At 57.1% G+C, this 20,155-nt stretch carries 19 protein-coding genes; 7 read left to right on the top strand and 12 right to left on the bottom strand.

Annotated elements, in window-relative coordinates:
• Positions 1-2: 2 nt before the first annotated feature.
• From fliJ to fliF, 5 genes are read right to left on the bottom strand one after another with little or no spacing between them, the layout of a single operon-like run.
• Complete coding sequence (gene fliJ, locus B3349_RS08595) at positions 3-467, bottom strand: flagellar export protein FliJ (protein ID WP_066541831.1); 465 nt, start codon at positions 465-467, stop codon at positions 3-5.
• 20 nt (positions 468-487) lie between these two features.
• Positions 488-1,897 carry a flagellar protein export ATPase FliI gene (gene fliI / locus B3349_RS08590; RefSeq protein ID WP_414646865.1) on the bottom strand — a complete coding sequence of 470 codons (1,410 nt, stop codon included), beginning with the start codon at positions 1,895-1,897 and terminating at the stop codon, positions 488-490.
• Positions 1,887-2,738 (bottom strand): FliH/SctL family protein, encoded by an 852-nt coding sequence (locus B3349_RS08585; protein ID WP_291588245.1) that lies wholly within the window; start codon positions 2,736-2,738, stop codon positions 1,887-1,889. Before B3349_RS08585 ends, fliI begins: the two co-directional genes overlap by 11 nt.
• A 10-nt stretch (positions 2,739-2,748) precedes the next feature.
• Positions 2,749-3,744, bottom strand: coding sequence for a flagellar motor switch protein FliG (fliG, locus tag B3349_RS08580; RefSeq protein WP_066541760.1), 996 nt, complete (start codon positions 3,742-3,744; stop codon positions 2,749-2,751).
• A gap of 40 nt (positions 3,745-3,784) precedes the next feature.
• Positions 3,785-5,479 carry a flagellar basal-body MS-ring/collar protein FliF gene (gene fliF / locus B3349_RS08575; RefSeq protein WP_066541824.1) on the bottom strand — a complete coding sequence of 565 codons (1,695 nt, stop codon included), beginning with the start codon at positions 5,477-5,479 and terminating at the stop codon, positions 3,785-3,787.
• A gap of 181 nt (positions 5,480-5,660) precedes the next feature.
• On the opposite strand from fliF, the gene fliE reads away from it, so the two are divergent.
• Entirely contained in the window at positions 5,661-5,981 is a 321-nt protein-coding gene (gene fliE, locus B3349_RS08570; protein ID WP_066541758.1) for a flagellar hook-basal body complex protein FliE, read from the top strand.
• Positions 5,982-6,362: 381 nt separating this feature from the next.
• On the opposite strand, the gene fliT is transcribed toward fliE, so the two are convergent.
• The 5 genes from fliT to B3349_RS08545 form a co-directional block, all read right to left on the bottom strand.
• The gene (gene fliT / locus B3349_RS08565) at positions 6,363-6,662 is read right to left on the bottom strand and encodes a flagellar protein FliT (protein ID WP_218333455.1); all 300 of its coding nucleotides are present in this window, start codon (positions 6,660-6,662) and stop codon (positions 6,363-6,365) included.
• A gap of 1 nt (position 6,663) precedes the next feature.
• Positions 6,664-7,083 carry a flagellar export chaperone FliS gene (gene fliS / locus B3349_RS08560; protein WP_291588259.1) on the bottom strand — a complete coding sequence of 140 codons (420 nt, stop codon included), beginning with the start codon at positions 7,081-7,083 and terminating at the stop codon, positions 6,664-6,666.
• A 53-nt stretch (positions 7,084-7,136) separates the two neighbouring features.
• Positions 7,137-8,585 carry a flagellar filament capping protein FliD gene (gene fliD, locus B3349_RS08555; protein ID WP_291588244.1) on the bottom strand — a complete coding sequence of 483 codons (1,449 nt, stop codon included), beginning with the start codon at positions 8,583-8,585 and terminating at the stop codon, positions 7,137-7,139.
• Positions 8,586-8,945: 360 nt separating this feature from the next.
• The gene (locus B3349_RS08550; RefSeq protein ID WP_291588243.1) at positions 8,946-10,175 is read right to left on the bottom strand and encodes a flagellin; all 1,230 of its coding nucleotides are present in this window, start codon (positions 10,173-10,175) and stop codon (positions 8,946-8,948) included.
• Positions 10,176-10,399: 224 nt separating this feature from the next.
• A complete protein-coding gene (locus B3349_RS08545; protein WP_291588242.1) occupies positions 10,400-11,629 on the bottom strand; it encodes a flagellin N-terminal helical domain-containing protein in 1,230 nt (409 codons plus the stop codon).
• 378 nt (positions 11,630-12,007) lie between these two features.
• On the opposite strand from B3349_RS08545, the gene B3349_RS08540 reads away from it, so the two are divergent.
• The 6 genes from B3349_RS08540 to B3349_RS08515 all read left to right on the top strand — a co-directional run bounded on the left by B3349_RS08540 (position 12,008) and on the right by B3349_RS08515 (position 17,156).
• Positions 12,008-13,270 (top strand): flagellin, encoded by a 1,263-nt coding sequence (locus tag B3349_RS08540; RefSeq protein ID WP_291588241.1) that lies wholly within the window; start codon positions 12,008-12,010, stop codon positions 13,268-13,270.
• A gap of 83 nt (positions 13,271-13,353) precedes the next feature.
• Positions 13,354-14,055 (top strand): WbqC family protein, encoded by a 702-nt coding sequence (locus B3349_RS08535; RefSeq protein WP_291588240.1) that lies wholly within the window; start codon positions 13,354-13,356, stop codon positions 14,053-14,055.
• A 1-nt stretch (position 14,056) separates the two neighbouring features.
• On the top strand, positions 14,057-14,479 hold the full coding sequence (locus B3349_RS08530) for a GNAT family N-acetyltransferase (protein ID WP_291588239.1): 423 nt from the start codon (positions 14,057-14,059) through the stop codon (positions 14,477-14,479).
• Entirely contained in the window at positions 14,472-15,449 is a 978-nt protein-coding gene (locus tag B3349_RS08525; protein ID WP_291588238.1) for a glycoside hydrolase family protein, read from the top strand. Before B3349_RS08530 ends, B3349_RS08525 begins: the two co-directional genes overlap by 8 nt.
• The gene (locus B3349_RS08520; protein WP_291588237.1) at positions 15,446-16,402 is read left to right on the top strand and encodes a glycoside hydrolase family protein; all 957 of its coding nucleotides are present in this window, start codon (positions 15,446-15,448) and stop codon (positions 16,400-16,402) included. Before B3349_RS08525 ends, B3349_RS08520 begins: the two co-directional genes overlap by 4 nt.
• Before the next feature lie 7 nt (positions 16,403-16,409).
• The gene (locus tag B3349_RS08515; RefSeq protein WP_291588236.1) at positions 16,410-17,156 is read left to right on the top strand and encodes a class I SAM-dependent methyltransferase; all 747 of its coding nucleotides are present in this window, start codon (positions 16,410-16,412) and stop codon (positions 17,154-17,156) included.
• 3 nt (positions 17,157-17,159) lie between these two features.
• On the opposite strand, the gene B3349_RS08510 is transcribed toward B3349_RS08515, so the two are convergent.
• Positions 17,160-18,389, bottom strand: coding sequence for a DegT/DnrJ/EryC1/StrS family aminotransferase (locus B3349_RS08510; RefSeq protein WP_291588235.1), 1,230 nt, complete (start codon positions 18,387-18,389; stop codon positions 17,160-17,162).
• Positions 18,386-20,044, bottom strand: coding sequence for an O-linked N-acetylglucosamine transferase, SPINDLY family protein (locus B3349_RS08505; protein WP_291588234.1), 1,659 nt, complete (start codon positions 20,042-20,044; stop codon positions 18,386-18,388). Before B3349_RS08505 ends, B3349_RS08510 begins: the two co-directional genes overlap by 4 nt.
• Positions 20,045-20,155 lie beyond the last annotated feature (111 nt).

The following is a 20,155-nucleotide window of genomic DNA, read 5'->3' as shown; positions in this document are numbered from 1 at the left end:
GCTCAGGCCTCCTGGAACTGCATGCCGAAAGTGCGGCCGATGAACTGCAGCGCAGCACGCTCGTCCGTTTGTTTCTGTTCCCGGCGCAGTTGTGCCAGGGCGATGTCACGGCGGCGCGTCTCCACCACCTTGTTCAGGCTGGACAGGCGCAGCTCGGTGGCCATCAGGGCCTTCTGGGCAGCCTCCAGGCGGATCGCCTGGTCCTGCATCACCCGGGTCTGTAAACCGATCGCATGCTGCAGTCGCGCCATGAACTGCTCGTGGTGGTACATCACCTCCAGCTTCAGCTCGGCCCCTTCCTGCGGCGCCCAGCGCTGGCGCATTTCTTCCGTGTAACTTTCCAGCTGCTCCATCTGGGACTGTGCAGCCGCATGCGCACGCTGGCGCTCGCGCAAGGCCTGGCGGGCCTCATCGCGTTTGCGCGTGGCCATTTCAATGGCCACCATCAAGGCGTGAAGTGATGACATCAGCGTCTCCCTTTATATGCTCACTGCTGTTCCAGGACCGCAGCCATGTCCAACAGACTCTGTTCCATGGGCGCCGCCTCAAACATGGTTTGCTGCAGGAACTGCACCATGGAGGGCTGCAGCCGAATGGCTTCATCCACCGCGGGATCGGAGCCACTCATATAAGCCCCTACTTGTATCAAATCCCTACTCTTTTGATAGCAGGAATAGACAGCCCTAAACCGCCTAGCTAGGTCGAAGTGCTCACGCGTGACCACGTTGTGCATGACCCGCGACGCGGATTGCTCGATGTCGATGGCCGGGTAATGCCCCTGCTCCGCCAGCGCACGCGACAGCACAAAGTGCCCGTCCAGAATGGCGCGCGACGCATCGGCAATGGGATCCTGCTGGTCGTCGCCTTCGGACAGCACGGTATAGAACGCCGTGATCGAGCCCACGCCATGCAGGCCGTTGCCGCTGCGCTCCACCAGGCCGGGCAGCTTGGCAAAACACGACGGCGGATAGCCCTTGGTGGCCGGTGGTTCGCCAATCGCCAAGGCGATCTCGCGCTGCGCCTGGGCGTAACGGGTGAGCGAATCCATCAGCAGCAGCACATGCTGGCCCTTGTCGCGGAAATGCTCGGCAATGGCAGTGGCGTAATTGGCGCCCTGCATGCGCAGCAGCGGCGGCGCATCGGCCGGCGCTGCCACCACCACGGCGCGCGAGCGGTCCTGCGCCCCCAGAATATCTTCCACGAATTCCTTGACTTCGCGGCCCCGTTCGCCGATCAGGCCCACCACGATGACATCGGCCTTGGTATAGCGGGCCATCATGCCCAGCAGCACCGATTTGCCGACGCCAGAACCCGCGAACAGACCCAGACGCTGCCCACGCCCCACGGTCAGCAAGGCGTTGATGGCCCGCACACCGGTGTCCAGGCTTTCGCGCACAGGGGCACGCTCCATGGCATTGATGGGTTCGCGGTCCAGGGTCTCGGCCTGCACATTCGCCAGCGGGCCGGCATGGTCCAGCGGAACGCCTTGCGAATCCACCACCCGCCCCAGCAGGCCATCTCCCATGGGCAGCCGCAGCACGCCTTTGGTCAGCACCGGCACTTCGGTATCGCCCAGCTGCAACGGCGGCACATAGGGCTCGGCCGGTGTCACGGTCGCACCGCAAGACAAGCCCTGGATATCCCCCGCCGGCATCAGAAAGGCGCGGTCGCCCGCAAAACCCACCACCTCGGCCAGCACCGGCTCCTGCCCCGGCATCTGCAGATGGCATTGCGAACCCACCGGCACGCGCAGGCCCGACGCTTCCAGCACCAGGCCCGTCAGGCGGGTGAGCGTTCCGTGGCTGTGCAGCGGCACTGGCTGGCGCAACCGTTCGCTGCCCAAGCGCAAGAATTGCTGCAGCTGATCGGCCACGGGCATATCGGTGTCATTGGCCATGGGCAGGTGCTCCGTCGTACCAGGTGGACACCAGACCCAGCGCGGCCACGGCACGCTGCCAGCGGCGCTCCAGGCTGCCATCCACTTGGGCCCCGGCGCTTTCCACCAGGCAGTCGCCTGGCTTCACACTGGCATCCGCCAGCCATTCGATCTTGGGCTGCGGGTGGGCGGCCTTCAAGGGCTCCTGCAGGCGCTCCCAATCCTGGGGATTCAGGCGCACCGTGGCGGGCTTGGATTCGGCCGACATCATGTCCAGCGCCTCGCGCACCACCGGCAGCAGGGCCTGGGGATTGCTGCGCAGCTCCTGCCGCACCACCTGGCGCGCAATATCGCAGGCCAGTTGCAACACATCCGGCGCCATGCGCTGCTGCATGCCCTGCACGTCGCGCTGCGCAGCCTGGAGCACCGCCTGCAACTGCTCGGCCGCCTGGCGGCCTTGCTGGGCCATATAGTCGTCAAAACGGTGCTGCCATTCGGCGCCCGCTTGCTGCTTGCCCTCTTCCTGCCCCAGCCCATGGCCGGCCTGCATGCCGGCCTCATAGCCTGCGTCATGCGCCTCCTGGCGCACCTGCTCGAGCTGGGCATGCACCTCTTCTTCGCGCAGTTGGACGGCGTTTTCCTCTTCCGCCACCACCGCGTCTTCGGCCAGTGCCTGCGCCGCCATGCCTTGCGGGGCTGGCGGTGGCAGCAAGTCCGTCAGCGTGGCCAACTCGTGCAGGGGCTGCAGCACAGCGCCCGGCGCGGACTTCTGTACATCCCCGAACTGCCAGTGGCGTACGGACTGGGCATCGATCTCTTCGCTGGGGATGAAACGTGCGTAATGGTGGGTGGAACTTGTCATGACCACGTCCTCACACGAAGCTGTCTTCGGCACCACCGCCGATGGTGATCTGGTTTTCTTCGGCCAGACGGCGCACCACCTTCAGGATTTCCTTCTGCTGCGCTTCCACTTCCGACAGGCGCATGGGGCCGCGGGACTCCAGGTCTTCCTTGAGGGCTGCCGAAGCACGCATGGACATATTCGCCAGAATCTTGTCGCGCACCTCCATCGAGCCGCCCTTGAGCGACACGATCAGGGTCTCGGACGGCACTTCGCGCAACACCAACTGCAGCGAACGGTCGTCCAGCTTGACCAGGTCGTCGAACACGAACATCTTGTCCATGATCTTCTGCGCTAGGTCGGCGTCGTAGTTGCGGATGGTGTCCAGCACCGCCACATCGGCATTGCCGCCCAGCTGGTTGATGATTTCGGCAGCGGTCTTCACACCGCCCAGCGATGTCTTGCGGATCTTGTCGCCACCTGCCAGCACCTTGTAAAGCACCTCGTTCAGGTCCTTCAGGGCCGAGGGCTGGATACCTTCCAGCGTGGCCACACGCAGCATCACTTCGCTGCGCAGGCGTTCGGGCAGCTGCATCAGCACGGCCGCCGCCTGTTCATGCTCCAGGTGGACCAGGATGGCCGCCACGATCTGCGGGTGTTCATTGCGCAGCAGTTCAGCCACGGACACCGGGTCCATCCACTTCAGGCTTTCAATGCCCGAGACGTCACCGCCCTGCAGGATGCGGTCCAGCAGCAGGGCGGCCTTGTCGTCGCCCAGCGCGCGCCGGAGCACCGACTTCACATAGCCGCTGGCATCTTCCACCAGCAGGCTTTGGGCGGCGCAATCGTCCGTGAAGCGGGCGATCACGAAATCCACTTTTTCCTTGGACACGGCGCGCATGCGGGCAATGGTCTCACCCAGCTTCTGCACTTCCTTGGGCGACAGGTGTTTGAACACCTCGGCCGCCTCCTCCTCGCCCAGGGACATCAACAAAATGGCGGCGTCGTTCAGGCCACGGTCATCCATAAGATTCTCTTTGTATGTGGTGTGGAATCAAGGAGTCGCTTCAGGACGCCTCGCCGCTGATCCAGGTCTTGACGATATTGGCCACCGCAATCGGGTTTTGTTTGGCCAGGGCACGCGCCTGCTCCAGTCGAATCTGCTCGGGCGAAGGCTCGCCCGGCTTCAGTGGCGCGGCCAATGCAGGGCGTTCCAGCTCTTCGGCCGCCAGCAGGTCCACGGCAGTCGCTTCCTGCTTCTTCTGCTTGCGGCGGCGCAGCAGCAGACCCAGCAGGACCACGGCAGCGGCCACACCCAGACCCACAGGCCAGGCCAGGGTCTTGGCCAGCTCAATGGTTTCAGGCTGGCGCCACAGCGGCAGGTTTTCAACATTCACCTTTTCCACGCGGAAAGGTGCGTTCATCAGGTTGACGGAGTCCCCGCGATCGGCGTTGTAGCCAATGGTCTCGCGCACCAGAGCCAGCATCTGGGCCTGCTGCTCTGCCGGCAGCGCCTTCGGTGCCGCAGCACCTTCGCCTTCGGCGGCCGCCACGGGCAGGTAATTGACCACCACTGCGGCCGTCATGCGCTTGATGCCACCGGTGCTGTTGCGGGTGACCCTGACGGTCTTGTCCACTTCAAAATTGGTCACCGACTCGCGCTTGCTGCCGGGGATGGTCATGAAGTCGGCCTTTTGCGTGCCATTGGCAGCCTGCAGCACCGGAGCATTGTTGCTGTTGATCGGCGCCTGGTTCTGCTGGGGCGGCTGGTTGCTGGTGGCGCCGGGCACGCCAGTCGGTGGCTGGGGCTTTTGCTCACCGGTGCTCTCCACCACCTGCTGGCTGCGCACGGCACTGGGCGCCTGGCCCTGGTTGGGGTTGTGCTGCTCGGTGGTGGACTCGGACTGCGAGAAGTCCAGCTCGGCCGTCACCTGGGCTTTGACATTGCCCTTGCCCACCACGGGCTCCAGGATGTCCAGAATGCGTTGGGTGTATTGCTTTTCCAGCTGCTGCTGGAACATCAGCTGCTGCAGATCGACCGGGCTGTCCTTGCCATCCGGTGCCTGCGACAGCAGCTTGCCGCTGTCATCCAGCACGCTGACCGCCGTGGGCAGCAGCTCCGGCACGCTGGACGAGACCAGATGCACGATGCCCGCAATCTGGGTGCGGTCCAGCACACGGCCGGGGTACAACGTCAGCAGCACCGAAGCCGAAGGCTTTTGCTGCTCGCGGAAAAAACCATTCTGGTTGGGCAGGGCCAAGTGCACACGGGCGTTCTGCACCGCCGACAGGCCCTGGATGGAACGTGTCAGCTCGCCTTCCAGCGCACGCTGGTAGTTCACACGCTCCTGGAACTGGGTGATGCCGAACTTGCTGCCCTCCATGATCTCAAAGCCCGACACCGAACCCTTGGGCAGGCCTTGTGTGGCCAGCTTCAGGCGCACGTCATGCACGCGGTCGGCCGGAATCATGATGGCGCCACCGCCTTCGGTGTACTTGTAAGGCACGTTCATGCCCGCCAGCTGCGCCACAATGGCGCCGCCATCCTTGTCGCTGAGGTTGGAGAACAGCACCCGGTAATCCGGCTGGCGGCTGAAGAAGAAGGCCGCAGCCACAGCGGCCACGGCCACAGCGGCAACCGCACCCCAGCGCAGGCGCTGGCCGCGGTCCATGTCGCTGATGCGCTGCTGCCAACTGGCAGGCGCCTGCGTGACTGCGGGAGGCGGGTTCTCGGCAACAGGGACTTGTGCGACAGCGGACATGGGTTCTTCCACAAACAGAAAGTGCGGGCCCGACACGGAGCCCAACGTGGTGCCGAGTATGCGAAATCCCCCCGCCGGCGTTCCCCCAATAAGGCGCGGCTTTCCCGCTTTATTCCCCCAGATGCACTTTCCCTACCCGCCTACGATTGCGCCATCTTCAAGTCACCATCAGGAACCCACCATGGACCTCCGTCTTCATAGCGCGACCTCACCCGTCTCTGCCGGCGGCGACCTGACCGCCCGCCTGACCAAACCTCTGCAAAAGGCCGAGGCCCAGGGCAACGGCTTCAGCACCGAGCTGGAAAGCGCTCTGCGCTCGGTCAGCGCCTCGCAAAACCATTCTTCCCACCTGCAAAAAGAAGTGCAGCTGGAAAATCCATCGGTCAGCCTGGAAGAAACCATGGTGGCCATGCAAAAGGCACAAATCGGCTTCCAGGCCACGCTGCACGTACGCAATCGCCTGGTCCAGGCCTACACCGACGTGATGAACATGCAGGTGTAATCACTCCATTCGAATGCATGCCCGCCGCATGCATTCACCCCCTTTCCTTTTCACACTTCACACTTCAAGTAGCCACGGAGCAATCTGTGGCTTTTTTTTGCCCATCAACAGCGCCTGCTGCGCAGCACCGCACCAGCCATCCAAAGACAGCCGCCTTTCTGATCCTGGAGGTGGCAGCGCAGGCAGCCGCGCCACAAGCAACACGCGACCCACCCATTCCCGCCGCACACACCAACCATCCCGCGTCACGCCTATGCATGGACCGGGATTCCACAACGCCGTTTCGGCCGCTGAGCAGCAAAGAACAGGTCGGGTGCCAATGCAACAAGGCCCGCACACCTCTCGGCATGCGGGCCTTGCGGCTCCTCGAATCAAACAGGATCAGTGCATCACCGATGCCGGCACCTTGCCCAGATGGTCCAGCTGCGCCAACCAGGGCTCGGCCAGGATGCGGATCTGCGCATCGTTGCGCAGAATGCGCTGCATGATGCGCGTCTTTTCCTTGCGCTCCACGACGGACAGCACATTCTGCTCGGCCTGGACACGCAGTTCATTGATCAGCACGCCACAGGCTTTTTCACAGTCGACCACCGCATCCCAATCATGAGACTGGGCTGCTTGCAGCATGTCTGCGCTCTTCGCTTCGATTGCTTTGTAGTAATCCAACAACTGCATCTCCATCTCAGTCTCCACGTGCGACTGTATCCACCTGAGAACCAATTTCTTTCCACCCCTGTGCCACAGGCTGTAAAACGCTGATCACCTCTTCCACCAGCGATGCATCGCTGTGCAGATTGGCCTTGGTCAACTGTGCCACACAGTAGTCATACAGCAAGCGCAGATTTGCAGCCAGTTCGCCGCCTTTTTCCATGTCCAGGCCCATGATCAGCCCTTCCTGGAGAATGCGAACGGACCGGGAGATCAGCTGCCCCTTCTCCTCGATATCCCCGCGCTCGATGGCGCCGCGCGCCGCATTCAGCGACTGGAACAGGCCATCGAACAGCATCTGAATCAGCATATGCGGAGAGGCATCTTCAACGCCGGAGTGCACCCCTACCTGGCGGTAGGCATTCGCTTTGCTGAAACCTGTGGACGAAAACATGTAATTCCTTGTGCACCTAATTTGTTGGCAATAAAACCGCTGGCCAAGCCAACTCAATCACTCGACTTGTTCCAGGTCGTCACCATCTGGCTGACGTAGGAATCCAAAGCATTGAGCGATGCCATCTTCACATCCAGCGCGCTGTACTGTGCACGCAGACGGGTTTCCAGCGTAGAGGCCCGGGCATTCACCTTGTCCTGCTGGTCACCGTTGTTGTCCAGCTGTTTCTGCAAGGCGTCGGTCTTGTTGTTGAGCGTTCCCTCCCAAGCCAGCAGCTCGTCGGTGAACGTCTTGTAATTGGTGGCCACGCCGCCACCTGCGCCTTGCGCATCGGCCTTGGCAGTGAACAGGCTCTTAAGCGAATCCACATCCTTCAGCGCGGCGGTCATCTTTTCCGTATCCACGGTCAGCTTGCCACCCTGCTGCATCTGCATGCCGACTTCGGACAGGCGCGTGTAGGCCCCTGTCGCGTTGCTGGACACGCGCTGCAGCATCATTCGCAAGGAATTCTGCAGGCTCACCGTGCTGCTGTCTCCCTGCAGCAATCCGCTGCCATCCTTGATGGCGGCATCATCCGTTTTGCCATCCGCGGTGCGCACGCTCTTGGTCGACTGCGACAACAGATCGTTCACCGCGTTGTAGGCGTCCACAAATTTCTGGATGCTGGCCTGCACCGCATCCTTGTCGGGCGCGATCGTCAGCAGCGAGGTTCCCACTGCCGATACCGAGATCGACAGACCCGGAATGGTCTCGGCAAAGGTGTTGGTGTTCGACTCCAGCTTCACACCGTTGAGTTCCATCTCGGCGTTCTTGGCGGCCTGCGTGGTCGTGACGCCACCTGCGCCCGCCAATGTCACCAGATTGCCGGTGTCCAACGCACCAAACGCCTCCAGGTCGCCATTGGCATCGACGCCCGACCCCAGGCTGACCTCAAACTTGCTGTCCAGGCCGGTTTCCCGCGAACGGAGCATCAGTTGCTCTTTGCCCGAGCTGTCCTTGATCACGGTGGCCACCACGGACTTGCTGATATTGGTGTCGCCGTTGATCTTGTCCGCCACGTTCTGCAGCGTATCCGACGCATTGATGGTCAGGTCAAAGGACTTGGTTTCCAGGTTACCAATCTTGAAACGCATCACCCCTGCCACTTCCATCGTGGCGCCCTTGGCCAGCTTGGTCGTCACCGAGGTCTGGCTCTGCGCGAGCTGCAGCACATTGACGTTGTAGGAGCCAGCGGCCGCCAACCCGGTCATGGCACCCGTGGCAGCAGAACCGGAGGACGACACCTTGGAAGCACCCCAGGTGCGGTCCAATGTCAAATCCCGGGCGGCGGTATTGAGGTCATCCATCAAGGACTTGATCTGCCCATAGGACGAGATCTTGGCACTGATGATTTCCGCCTTCGACTGCAGCGTTTCCAGTGGTTTTTTCTCGAGCTCCACCAGCTGGGAGACGATTTCGTCAACCTTCAGCCCGCTGCCGATACCTACGGATGAAACGCCCATATTGCATACTCCTTGCTGATCCGTGCCGGTCTGCACAGATCTGAAACTGCACGTATTGTGTAACCTATTGCCTGAATACAAAAGGCCGAATTAAACGGAGAGCACCGGGCAGTACACCTGACCCGCATCCCCTACACCTTGCCTATTTGAGATATCGGCCGGTTTTCCCGATAGTTGAGGGCCTTCGTTTGCCGTTTGTCGGATCCCGCCGCACACATTGCGCTGCAGGGACCGCACCAACCAGCCTGCCCTGCGCAAGCGCAAAAAAAGACCGCCATGCATACATGGCGGTCATCAAAGCAAACTTTCATTCAGCCAGCAACCATGACCCATCACAGGTCATGGCGGCTGCCTGGCTGATTAGCGCAGCAGGCTCAGCACGTTTTGCGGCAGCTGGTTGGCCTGGGCCACCATGGCGGTACCGGCTTGTTGCAGGATCTGAGCACGGCTCAGGTTGGCGGTTTCGGAAGCGAAGTCGGCATCGATGATGCGACCACGGGCAGCCGTCACGTTTTCGTTCTGGATGTCGATGTTTTCGACAGCCTTCTCGAAGCGGGTCTGCAGGGCACCCAGCTGACCACGTGCAGAGCTCACGCTGTCAATGGCCTTGTCCAGACGCTGCATGGCTTCCCAGGAACCCGACTGGGTGCTGATGTCCAGCTTGTCGATGCCTTTGCCGCCATCGTCAGTTACAACATTGGCGGCCACCAAAGACGCCCCCGTGCCAGTCACAGTCGCGCCGGAGCTGTACGTGATCGCAACAGACGAAGCGGTACCAGCTTTTTCTGCTGTCGCACGCAGTTGGATCTCCATGACGCCTGAGCTATTCTCTTCCAGGAAAGCCGTCACGCCAGTGTCAGCCGTCTTGGAGTTGATCGCTTCGACCGTCTTGCCCAGAGCCTGTTCCTTGGTCATGTTGGCATCGGCCTTGATGGTGACCGTGTGCACGGTGCTCGAATTGGCACCTACGATGCCAAGCGTCACGTCCGCTGCAGTCACTGTCGCGCTACCTGCCAGGATGGTTTGCAGTGCATCGGTTGAGGTAGCGGCGGTCGCGCCGGAACCGTAGATCGAATTGCCCAGCTCGGCCACCTTGGTGTTGCTCAAGGCACCCACGGTGATGTTGTCGCCGGAATTGGCGCCCACCTGGAACACGCCACCGGTGAAGCTGCCGTCCAGCAGCTTGGCGCCGTTGAAGGTCGTGGTCTTGGCCACACGGTCCACTTCGTCACGCAGCTGGCTCAGCTCGGCCTGCAGGGCTTCGCGGTCGCTGGCGCTATTGGTCGCGTTGCTGGACTGCACGGCCAGGTCACGCATACGCTGCAGCATGTCGCCCACTTTGCCCAGCGCGCCTTCCGCCGTTTGAGCCAGCGAGATGCCGTCGTTGGCATTGCGGGCAGCCACGGTCAGGCCACGCACCTGGGTGCTCATGCGTTCGGAGATGGCCAGACCGGCGGCATCGTCCTTGGCACTGTTCACACGCAGGCCCGAAGACAGGCGTTGCATGGAGGTCGACAGCGAGTTGCCAGACAGACCCAGGTTACGTTGCGCGTTGATCGACACAACATTGGTGTTAATGGTCATTGCCATTTGATTTCCCCTTCTTTTCTAACGCTCACACAGTGATGGATAGCGTCAAACCGATTCCATTTGCTCAAACTCAAGAACGGTTGACACCTTGTTTTCAGGCAGTTGGTCTGCCCGTAATTCCGGATCCATGCCCTGCGAGAGAGGGGGGTGCAGGGCACGGGGTTATAGATTCAAACGCTGTACCCAGGCTTTCGCGGGCGGCGTTCACCTGAGTACGAAGTCTCTTACTTCAGCAGGCTCAGCACTTGCTGGGGCAGCTGGTTGGCCTGGGACACCATGGCGGTACCCGCTTGCTGCAAGATCTGCGCACGGCTCAGGTTGGCTGTTTCGCTGGCGAAGTCGGCATCGATGATGCGACCACGGGCAGCCGTCAGGTTTTCGTTCATCGACTCGATGTTCTCGATCGACTTCTCAAAGCGGGTCTGGATGGCACCCAGGCCGGCCCGTGCAGAACTCACCGAGTTGATGGCGCCGTCGATACGCTGCAAAGCTTCCCAAGAGCCCGACTGGGTGCTGATGTCCAACTGGTCGATACCCTTGCTGCCCGAATCGGTCACGCTGTTGGCGGCCACCAGGTTCGCACCGGTACCGGTCACAGTCGCGCCGGAGCTGTAGGTGATGGCAACGCTGGAGGCATTTCCAGCTTGTTCTGCTGTCGCACGGATCTGGATCTGCATCACGCCGGCTGCGTCCTCTTCCAGGAAAGCCGTCACGCCAGTGTCAGCCGTCTTGGAGTTGATCGCTTCGATCGTCTTGCCCAGCGCCTGTTCCTTGGTCATGTTGGCATCGGCCTTGATCGTGACCGTGTGCACCGTGGTCGAATCGGCACCCTGGATACCGATCGTCACGTCTGCAGCAGTCACCGTCGCGCTACCTGCCAGGATGGTCTGCAGGGCATCGGTCCCCGAGGCAGCCGTGGCACCGGAGCCATAGACCGAATTACCCAGCTCAGTCACCTTGGTATTGCTCAGAGCACCCACGGTGATGTTGTCGCCAGAGTTGGCACCCACCTGGAACACGCCACCGGTGAAGCTGCCGTCCAGCAGCTTGGCGCCGTTGAAGGTCGTGGTCTTGGCCACACGGTCCACTTCGTCACGCAGCTGGCTCAACTCGGCCTGCAGGGCTTCGCGGTCGCTCTTGCTGTTGGTGGCGTTGCTGGATTGAACAGCCAGGTCACGCATACGCTGCAGCATGTCGCCCACCTTGCCCAGCGCACCTTCAGCCGTCTGTGCCAGCGAGATGCCGTCGTTGGCATTGCGGGCTGCCACAGTCAGGCCACGCACCTGGGTGCTCATACGCTGGGAAATGGCCAGACCGGCGGCATCGTCCTTGGCGCTGTTGACACGCAGGCCCGAAGACAGACGCTGCATTGCGGTGCCGAGCGAGCTGCCGGACAGGCCCAGGTTGCGTTGGGCGTTGATCGAAACGACGTTGGTGTTGATGGTCATGGCCATGATGCGATTCCTTTTATCCAGGCGATAGTTGATGAACGTTTGCTTTTGCCGGTGCTTGCGGTTGTCTCTGTGGACCTTTGCACCCCCTTGAGGCTGCGTGCTTGCTCCGTACAAAACTGTTATCGGGCTCCCTGGAAATTTCTTTAGCTTTTTTTCGCACCCACCTGCACAGACTGTTGCGCCACGGTGGAGCCCCCTTCTGTCGCCCTTCCTTGCACGAAGGACCGAGAAGTACGGTGATTGCTGCGCTTATTCCCGCTATGCCGAACGGCCCTCCATAGAAGAATTCCCCCATCGCTAGCGTTGCCTGTCGCTTATTTGTGCCCACGGTTTCAGTAGCGATGCGATGCAACCCGCCCTTTCACTAGAGGAACAGCAATGGCCGCAACTATCAACACCAATATTGCTTCGATCAATGCGCAGCGAAACCTGACCCTCTCGGGTAGCTCGCTGAACACCACCATGCAACGTCTGTCGTCAGGCCTGCGTGTCAACAGCGCCAAGGACGATGCCGCCGGTCTGGCCATCGCGGAGCGCATGAACACCCAGGTGCGTGGCCTGAGCGTGGCCTCGCGCAATGCCAACGACGGCATCTCGCTGGCACAGACGGCAGAAGGTGCACTGGGCAAGGTAGGTGACATGCTGCAGCGCATGCGTGAACTGGCCGTGCAAGCCTCCAACGCCACCAACAGCGACAGCGACCGCAAGGCCCTGCAGGCCGAAGTCAGCCAGCTGTCGGCTGAAATTGACCGTGTGGCCAAGCAAACCAACTTCAACGGCCAGAAGATTCTGGACGGCTCGTTTGCCGGCGCCGTGTTCCAAGTGGGCGCCAACTCCGGTGACAACGTGACCCTGGGCGCACTGGCAGACACCCGCGCCTCGCAGCTGTCCACCACGTCTTATGCTGCCACGAACTCGGTCGTGGATCTGGCTTCCATCACCGACATCAGCACCTCCATCCCGGCAGACCCTGCCACGGCGGCTGCCGCAGACTTTGCCTCCATCACCGTCGGCACCGCCCCCAACGCGACCGTGGTCACCCTGGAAACCATCAAGGCTGCCCAGAATCCGCAAGAGCGCCTGGGCCAGGTGGTGACAGCCATCAACAACAAGACGGCCGACACTGGTGTGACCGCCTACCTGACCAAGATCGAGGGCACGGAAACCTACAAGGTGGAATTGATGTCCGGCAAGCTGGACGCCAATGGCGAACCCGTGCCCGTCACCCTGTCCGCGAACTTCTCCGCTGCTGCCACAGGCATCGTCAAGGCGGACTTCGACATGGCAGGCGGCACCGTCGCGGCAACGTCGGTCATCAACGACAAGGGCATTGAGCAAATCGATGTCACCACCCAAGCCGGCGCCTGGGTTGCCCTCAAGAAGATCGACAGCGCCGTGGACCAGGTCAATGGCGCACGCGCCACCCTGGGTGCGGTGCAAACCCGCTTCGAAAACGCGGTGAACAACATCGACATCCAGGTCGAGAACCTGTCCGCTGCCCGCGGCCGTATCATGGATGCCGACTTCGCCAAGGAAACCGCCAACCTGAGCCGCACCCAGATCCTGCAGCAAGCTGGCACGGCCATGGTGTCGCAGGCCAACCAAATACCGCAGAACGTTTTGCAATTGCTGCAGAAGTAATTCAGAGTATTACATAATACCAATCAAAAGGATACTCAGTAGAACTGAGTATCCTTTTTTCATTTAAACAATTAATATTTATTATGAAAATATCTGTTATGCAACCATATTTCATGCCTTATATTGGATATTTTCAACTAATCAAATATTCAGATATATTTATAGTTTATGATAATATAAAATACACAAAAAAGGGCTGGATTAACAGGAATAGGATGCTTTGCCAAGGGCACGAAAAAATATTTTCCATACCTTTAGTTAAGGACTCTGACAGCCTTGAAATTAGAGACAGATATATTTCTGAAAATTACTCTCGAAGTAAATTATTAAATCAATTTCATGAATCCTACAAAAAGGCTCCCTATTATAATTTTTGTACCCCCTTGCTAGAAAAAATAATTGATTATAAAGATGACAACTTGTTTAATTATATTCTCCATTCAATAAAGGAGATATCCAACCATTTGGGCATTGAATCAAAAATAATAAAATCTTCTGATGTTTTAATAGACCATAGTTTGCGCAGCCACGAAAAGGTCATTGCTTTGTGCAAAAAGATGGATGGCAGCGACTACATCAACCCAATCGGTGGCGTCGACTTGTATGAAAAACGTGTATTCAACGAAAGTAATCTAAATCTTCACTTTTTGAAGTCAAACTCTTCGATTAGATACAAGCAATTCAATTCCAACTATATCCCCTGGTTAAGTATTATTGACATGTTAATGTTTACGTCACCTGAAGAAGTCGATCAGATACTAAAAGAAGAATATTCTTTACTTTAAAATGTTTTCCTCCTCCTTGCACAACCTGTTGACTGAAGCTGTCTCCGAGCAGCCAGAAATACTGAACAACCAGTCCGTCGAAGCCTATCTGGAAAAAATACAAAAATACTCAGAAATTATTCGAATTGACTTCAACAGCACGCTGATTGGAGTCCTTTCATTTTATTGTAATGATATAAATAATATAAGATCTCACATCACATTTATTTATATACGCAAAGACTTCAGAGGCATGGGATTCGCAAAATCACTCGTTCGATCTGCCATAAGAGTATCGACAGAAAAAAAATTCAAAAAAATCACCATAGAAACCAGAGATTATAATAAAAATGCTCTTCAGCTCTATCAAGATTTGGGATTTTTGATTTCTGATAAAAAATCTTCAACCGTCCACTTACATTTGGATTTAAATAAAAATGCTTAAATGGAGAAAATTGGGTCAAATTTTCGATCCAAAAAATTATCAACAAACTCCAGATTGGATGCAAGAATTCGCCCAGTCACCATCAACCATAGTGCTCGAGGAAATCGTACGTGTTTTCTTTTGCACACGAGGACTTCCGGATTCAAAAGGTCAATACACCAGCAGAATAGGCTATCTTGACTTAGACAAGAAAAATCTTTTGCACATAAAAAACATAAGCCAAGAGCCAGCTATCCCACTAGGCAATCTTGGTACTTTTGACGAATTCGGAACATACCCAGTATCCGTATACAAAGGCATTAAAGAATCGCGCATGTACTACACTGGATTCACCCGCTGCGAATCCGTCCCATTTAATGCATCCATCGGACTGGCCATAGGCAACCAAGATGGAGAGAATTTTCAAAAAATTGGCGAGGGCCCTGTTCTATCTTTCAGTCCCGATGAACCATTTGTCTTAGGCAGCCCAAGAATTAGAAAATTCAATAGCATCTGGCAATTATGGTATGTTGCAGGAAGCGAGTGGAGAGACATGGATTTACGCCCTGAACCCATATACAAAATCAGGATGGCTGTTTCAGAGGATGGCATTCACTGGAATAAGATTGGTAAAAATCTTATCCCCGATAAAATAGGTGCACACGAGTGCCAAGCATGTCCTGACGTTTTTTATAAAAACGGCAAATATCACATGCTATTTTCTTATAGAGAAATAGAAAACTATAAACAAAAGGAAGGTGGCTATCGCATAGGTTACGCATCTTCCAGCAACTTGCTCGACTGGACTCGAGATGACAGTTTTACCTATATCGAGCTTTCTGAATCCGGCTGGGATTCAGAAATGATAAATTACCCCCATGTATTTGAGGTTGAAAACCAAGTCTATATGCTTTATCAAGGAAACGCCATGGGAAAAGAGGGATTTGGCCTGGCTGTTCTTGAACCAGAAAGCACATGGAGTAAATCATGATCTGGGAAAAAATTGGAAAAATATTTGACCCATCCAAGCACAACCTTTCAAATAACTGCAAAGAATATGCACAATCTCCTCAAACATTGATTCTTGAAGATAGAGTACGCATATTTTTCTCCACACGCTCCTTGGATGAGAAAGGGAAGTTCCTGAGCCACATCGCGTATGTAGATTTTTCTAGAAACATGAAGAATATTCTAGGAACTTCTTCATCTACGGTGATCCCTCTCGGAGAAAAGGGATGTTTTGATGAGCATGGGATCTTTCCAATCAATATTTATCAAGACGATGAAAGAATTATTGCATACACAACGGGCTGGAATAGAAAAGTATCAGTTTCTGTAGATACTTCTATCGGCCTTGCAATTAGTCACGACAAAGGCCATACCTTTGAAAAGTATGGTGCTGGCGGCCCAATCGTCACCGCCAACATCAAAGAGCCTTTTTTGGTAGGCGACGCTTTCGTAAAGAAATACCACAACATTTATTACATGTGGTACATATATGGTAGCAAATGGATAAAGAAAAATACAAATGACTCCGCCGAACGGGTCTACAAAATAGCACAAGCCACTTCAGTTGATGGCATCACCTGGAATAGAGATAGTATAAATATAATTCAAGACACCATAGATGCAGATGAGTGCCAAGCACTTCCTTCAGTAATTTTTCATAATGGCCTTTATCATATGTATTTCTGCTACAGAGATGCCTATGGCTTCAGAACGGAAAAAGGAAAAGGATATAGGATAGGCTATGCATACTCATCTGATTTAAAAAAATGGAACCGTGATGACCGATGCGGAGGCATCGAACTTTCCCAAACAGGGTGGGACTCAGATATGCAATGCTATCCTCACATATTTCAATGTGATGGTCAGATTTTTTTGCTGTACAACGGCAATGAATTTGGTCGAGGCGGATTTGGCTTAGCCATCCTAACGGAATAATATAATCATGCGAAATTTCAATACCGAACTGAGCGATAAGCACAATGCAGCTCATGAGAAGTACGCTTACAGCTTTGACTTTGACATCATGCACCCATACATGCTCAAGTCTTTCAGTACTTTTCTCCGGCCAGGGAATCTACTTGAACTAGGCAGCTACCAAGGAAAATTCACTGAACGCTTGCTGCAGCATTTTGATGATGTGACCTGCGTGGAAGCATCCAGCGATGCAATCGCCATCGCAAAAAAGCGTCTGGGAAATCGGATTCAGCAAGTCGAAGGTATGTTTGAACATATCAACCTGCCACGCCAGTACGACAATATCGTGATGACCCATGTACTGGAACATCTCGATGATCCAGTCCAGGTCTTGCAGCGCGTGAACCGCGAATGGCTCAGCGAAACCGGGCGGTTTTTCTTGGTCTGCCCCAATGCCAACGCGCCATCGCGCCAGATCGCCGTCAAGATGGGACTGATCTCGCACAATGCTGCGGTAACCCCGGCCGAAGCCGAGCACGGCCACCGGATTACCTATGCGCTGGATACGCTGGAGCGCGACGCCTCTCGCGCCGGGCTGCGTGTCGTCCATCGGTCGGGCATCTTCTTCAAGGCTCTGGCCAACTTCCAGTGGGACCGCCTGTTGCAAACCGACATTATTTCCAAGGAATACCTGGAAGGCTGCTACCAGCTTGGCCAGCAGTACCCCGATCTCTGCTCCAGCATCATGCTGGTGTGCGAGCGTGGCAACCGCTAGGCATTACGCCGGCAACGGCATGGTGTGGGCAACGCATGCCGCCAGGCGCCCTGACGGCCGCGACGCCCACTGCACACGAGCCACGGCATTGCCCACGCGCTCGCGCTGCTCTGCCGTCATCCCTAAGAAGAAGGGCAATCCCAGCAAGGTATCGGCCAGCTGGTGGGCCACAGGCGTCGGCAATACCAGACAGCGCGAATGCAGTGCCGGCATATACTGCAGCAAAGGCTGGTACCACCGGCGCACGGTGATTTTTTCCTGTGCACAGATCTGCTCCAGCTGACTGCGAATGTGTGCACTGGGCAACCGCGGGCACAACAATGTGGGGGCCTTCAGCGCCCCACCCGTACCATCGCCCTGCCACTGCAGGCTGTGACCGCTGCATTGGTTCAGGAATTGCATTAAATCGGTTTGGAGCGCCTTGCGGTCATGCGCATGGCGCTCCCACTGCTGCAGCGAAGCCAAGCCCACCGCAGCATGGTATTCGCTCATTTTGGCATTGGTCCCTGCGCCGGCCAATGTGCCGACAGGCACCCCTGCCGCCGGTTCCAGGTTGATACCGAAATTGGAAAGCTGCCGCACCTTGGCGGTGAGCCCAGGTCGGGAGGAAACCACCAGGCCGCCTTCGATCGCCGGCATGCTTTTCGTGGTGTGGAGACTGAAAACCAGTGTGCCCTCTCCGTTGTGCAGCCACTGGCTTCCGTAGGCAGCTGCGGCGTCGATCACCACAGGCAAACCTGTCAGCGTTTCAAACTGCTGCCATGCCTGCATGTCATGCGGCATGCCAAAGGTCGCCACAGGCACCACCGCAGCGACCGGCATGGCGGCATGGGCGGCACGGGCAATATCAGGGGTCAGCATCCAGCTGTCTGCATCCACATCGGCCAGCACAGGGACATGGCCTGCACGCAGCACGGCAGTGGCCGTTGCCACAAAAGTGAAGGACGGCAGCAAAATCCGCGACCCCGCAGGCAGGTCCAGGGCCTGCAGCACCAGCTCCAACCCCAGTGTGGCATTGGCGACTGTGGTGACCTGTGCGCCCGCGACTTGAAATTGCGTTGCGAATGTCGCTTCCAGCTCGCACACCAATGGCCCGAAATTGGAGTAATGGCGCGCAGCATGCATGCGCTCCAACCAAGGAAGAAGCTCATGTGGCGCTGGCACACAAGGCACCAGCAGAGGAATTGGCTCTGGCATATATCCTCCTGTGGGTGCGACATGCCCCGCAGTCATGGGGCACGCCCTTCGGAAAGGGCCATCTCGGCTTCGACATCCACATCCAGGCTCAAATCGCGCTTGTCTCCGCGCAACCAGTTGAGCCACATGATGCGAAAGCTTTTCTCTACATCGGCCGCATAAGCGGCGTAGTCCATAAAAATACTGGAACGCATATGTGCGCGAATGTTTTCACGTTGCACGCACAGCCGCTCCGGATCTGCCATCAAACGCATTGCAATCTGTAGATATTCTTCTTCGGTCTGGGCAATCTCTGTCTCAAGACCAAGCTCACGCAGTAGATAGGCACTACTAGCATCCACGGCTCTTTCAGCATCCAACGTAACAACAGGCATGCCCATCCACAAGGAATGCAAAGTTGTCGTACCTCCTGATATAGGAGCCGTATCCAGCATGATGTCGGCGATATGCCCCACTTCCATGAAATGGTTAAGTGGTTGTTGGTGCATCACCGATACCCGGTCCAGCGGAAATCCTGCCGCTTCCACACGCGGCTGCATATCGGCCTGGGCGGCATCGGCATCCCCCTCCTTCACCATGATGATGAGCCGCGCATCCGTGCGCTCATGGAGAATACGGGCCCACAACCGCAACATCTGATCGGTGATCTTGGCCGAGCTATTGGGCGACACCAGCGTCGGATAGCCATTGCGCACCATCGGCGGGACTTCGCACAAGGGTGCGTAAGCGGGAGGCTCATAGCAAGCCGACGCCTGCAACTGGAAAAGTGCTTCGGAAAAGTACGGAGCCAAAGAAGGAGGCACTAAACCTGGAGCCACTAGCCGGTAGTCCATCGCCTTCATGCCCAATGGCTGGATATAACCCACCCATGTCGCCTGCACAGGCGCCGCCCTCTGTGCAAAAACCCCCAATCTGTGACCCTGCGTATATCCAGACAAATCGACCAGCACATCGATTCCATCATCCCGAATCTTCTGCGTGAGCTCCTTGTCGGACAGCTCCATCACATCGTCCCAATGCTGAACATGCATCCGCAGCTTCGGCGTGAAGTGATCCCATGGCCCGTTGGAGTACACATGAATTTCATACTCCTCATGGTTATGAAATTTCAGTACGGGCTCCATGAAAAATGCCACCGAATGCTCTCGAAAATCGGCCGTGACGTAACCGATCTTTAACTTCTTCCGTGGACTGCGATCCCGCACCACCAGCGGCTTGGCCTTGCGTGTGAGCGGATCGGCAAAACGGCGCCCCCAGTCCTGTGCGACCTTCAGCGCCACCTCCGAACTGCGGGAGGAATGTGCATGGATGTACGCACGTAGCATCCACGCGTTGTTTTCCTTAGAGCGCTTGCACGCCTCATCCACCATCTGGCAGGCTTGCTCCCGCCGACCGATGCTGAACACCGCCAGCGCCAGCAATGGGTGAGCGCCCTGCACCCGTTCATCCAGTGCAATGGCTGTTTCCAACGCCCCGATGGCGGCCGTCCAGTACGACATCCGCGCGTACACCACACCGATCACTAACCATAAGTTAGCGCTCGTCACATGGTCCTTGGTCAGGCACATGAGCTCGGTCAGCGCCGGCAAGAACTTGTTCTTCCCGATCAGCCTGACATTGATGTCATTCAGCACATGGGAGAGGGCCGGCACCGGCTCGGAAGCAACCACAGCTTGGTCAAGCGTTGTCATATAGCAAGTGATGAAAGAAATCGAAATATCTGTTGACCAGAATACACTTCTAGCCTAGCCAAGTCTCCCTCGATAAGATCCTCCCCAAGCGCCGAAGATGCGCATTTTTCC

The sequence above is a fragment of the Comamonas sp. UBA7528 genome (genome assembly GCF_002479375.1).
GTDB lineage: Bacteria > Pseudomonadota > Gammaproteobacteria > Burkholderiales > Burkholderiaceae_C > Comamonas.
The sequence above is the reverse complement of the archived record's forward strand: the minus strand, read 5'-3'. Positions and strand labels throughout refer to the sequence as shown.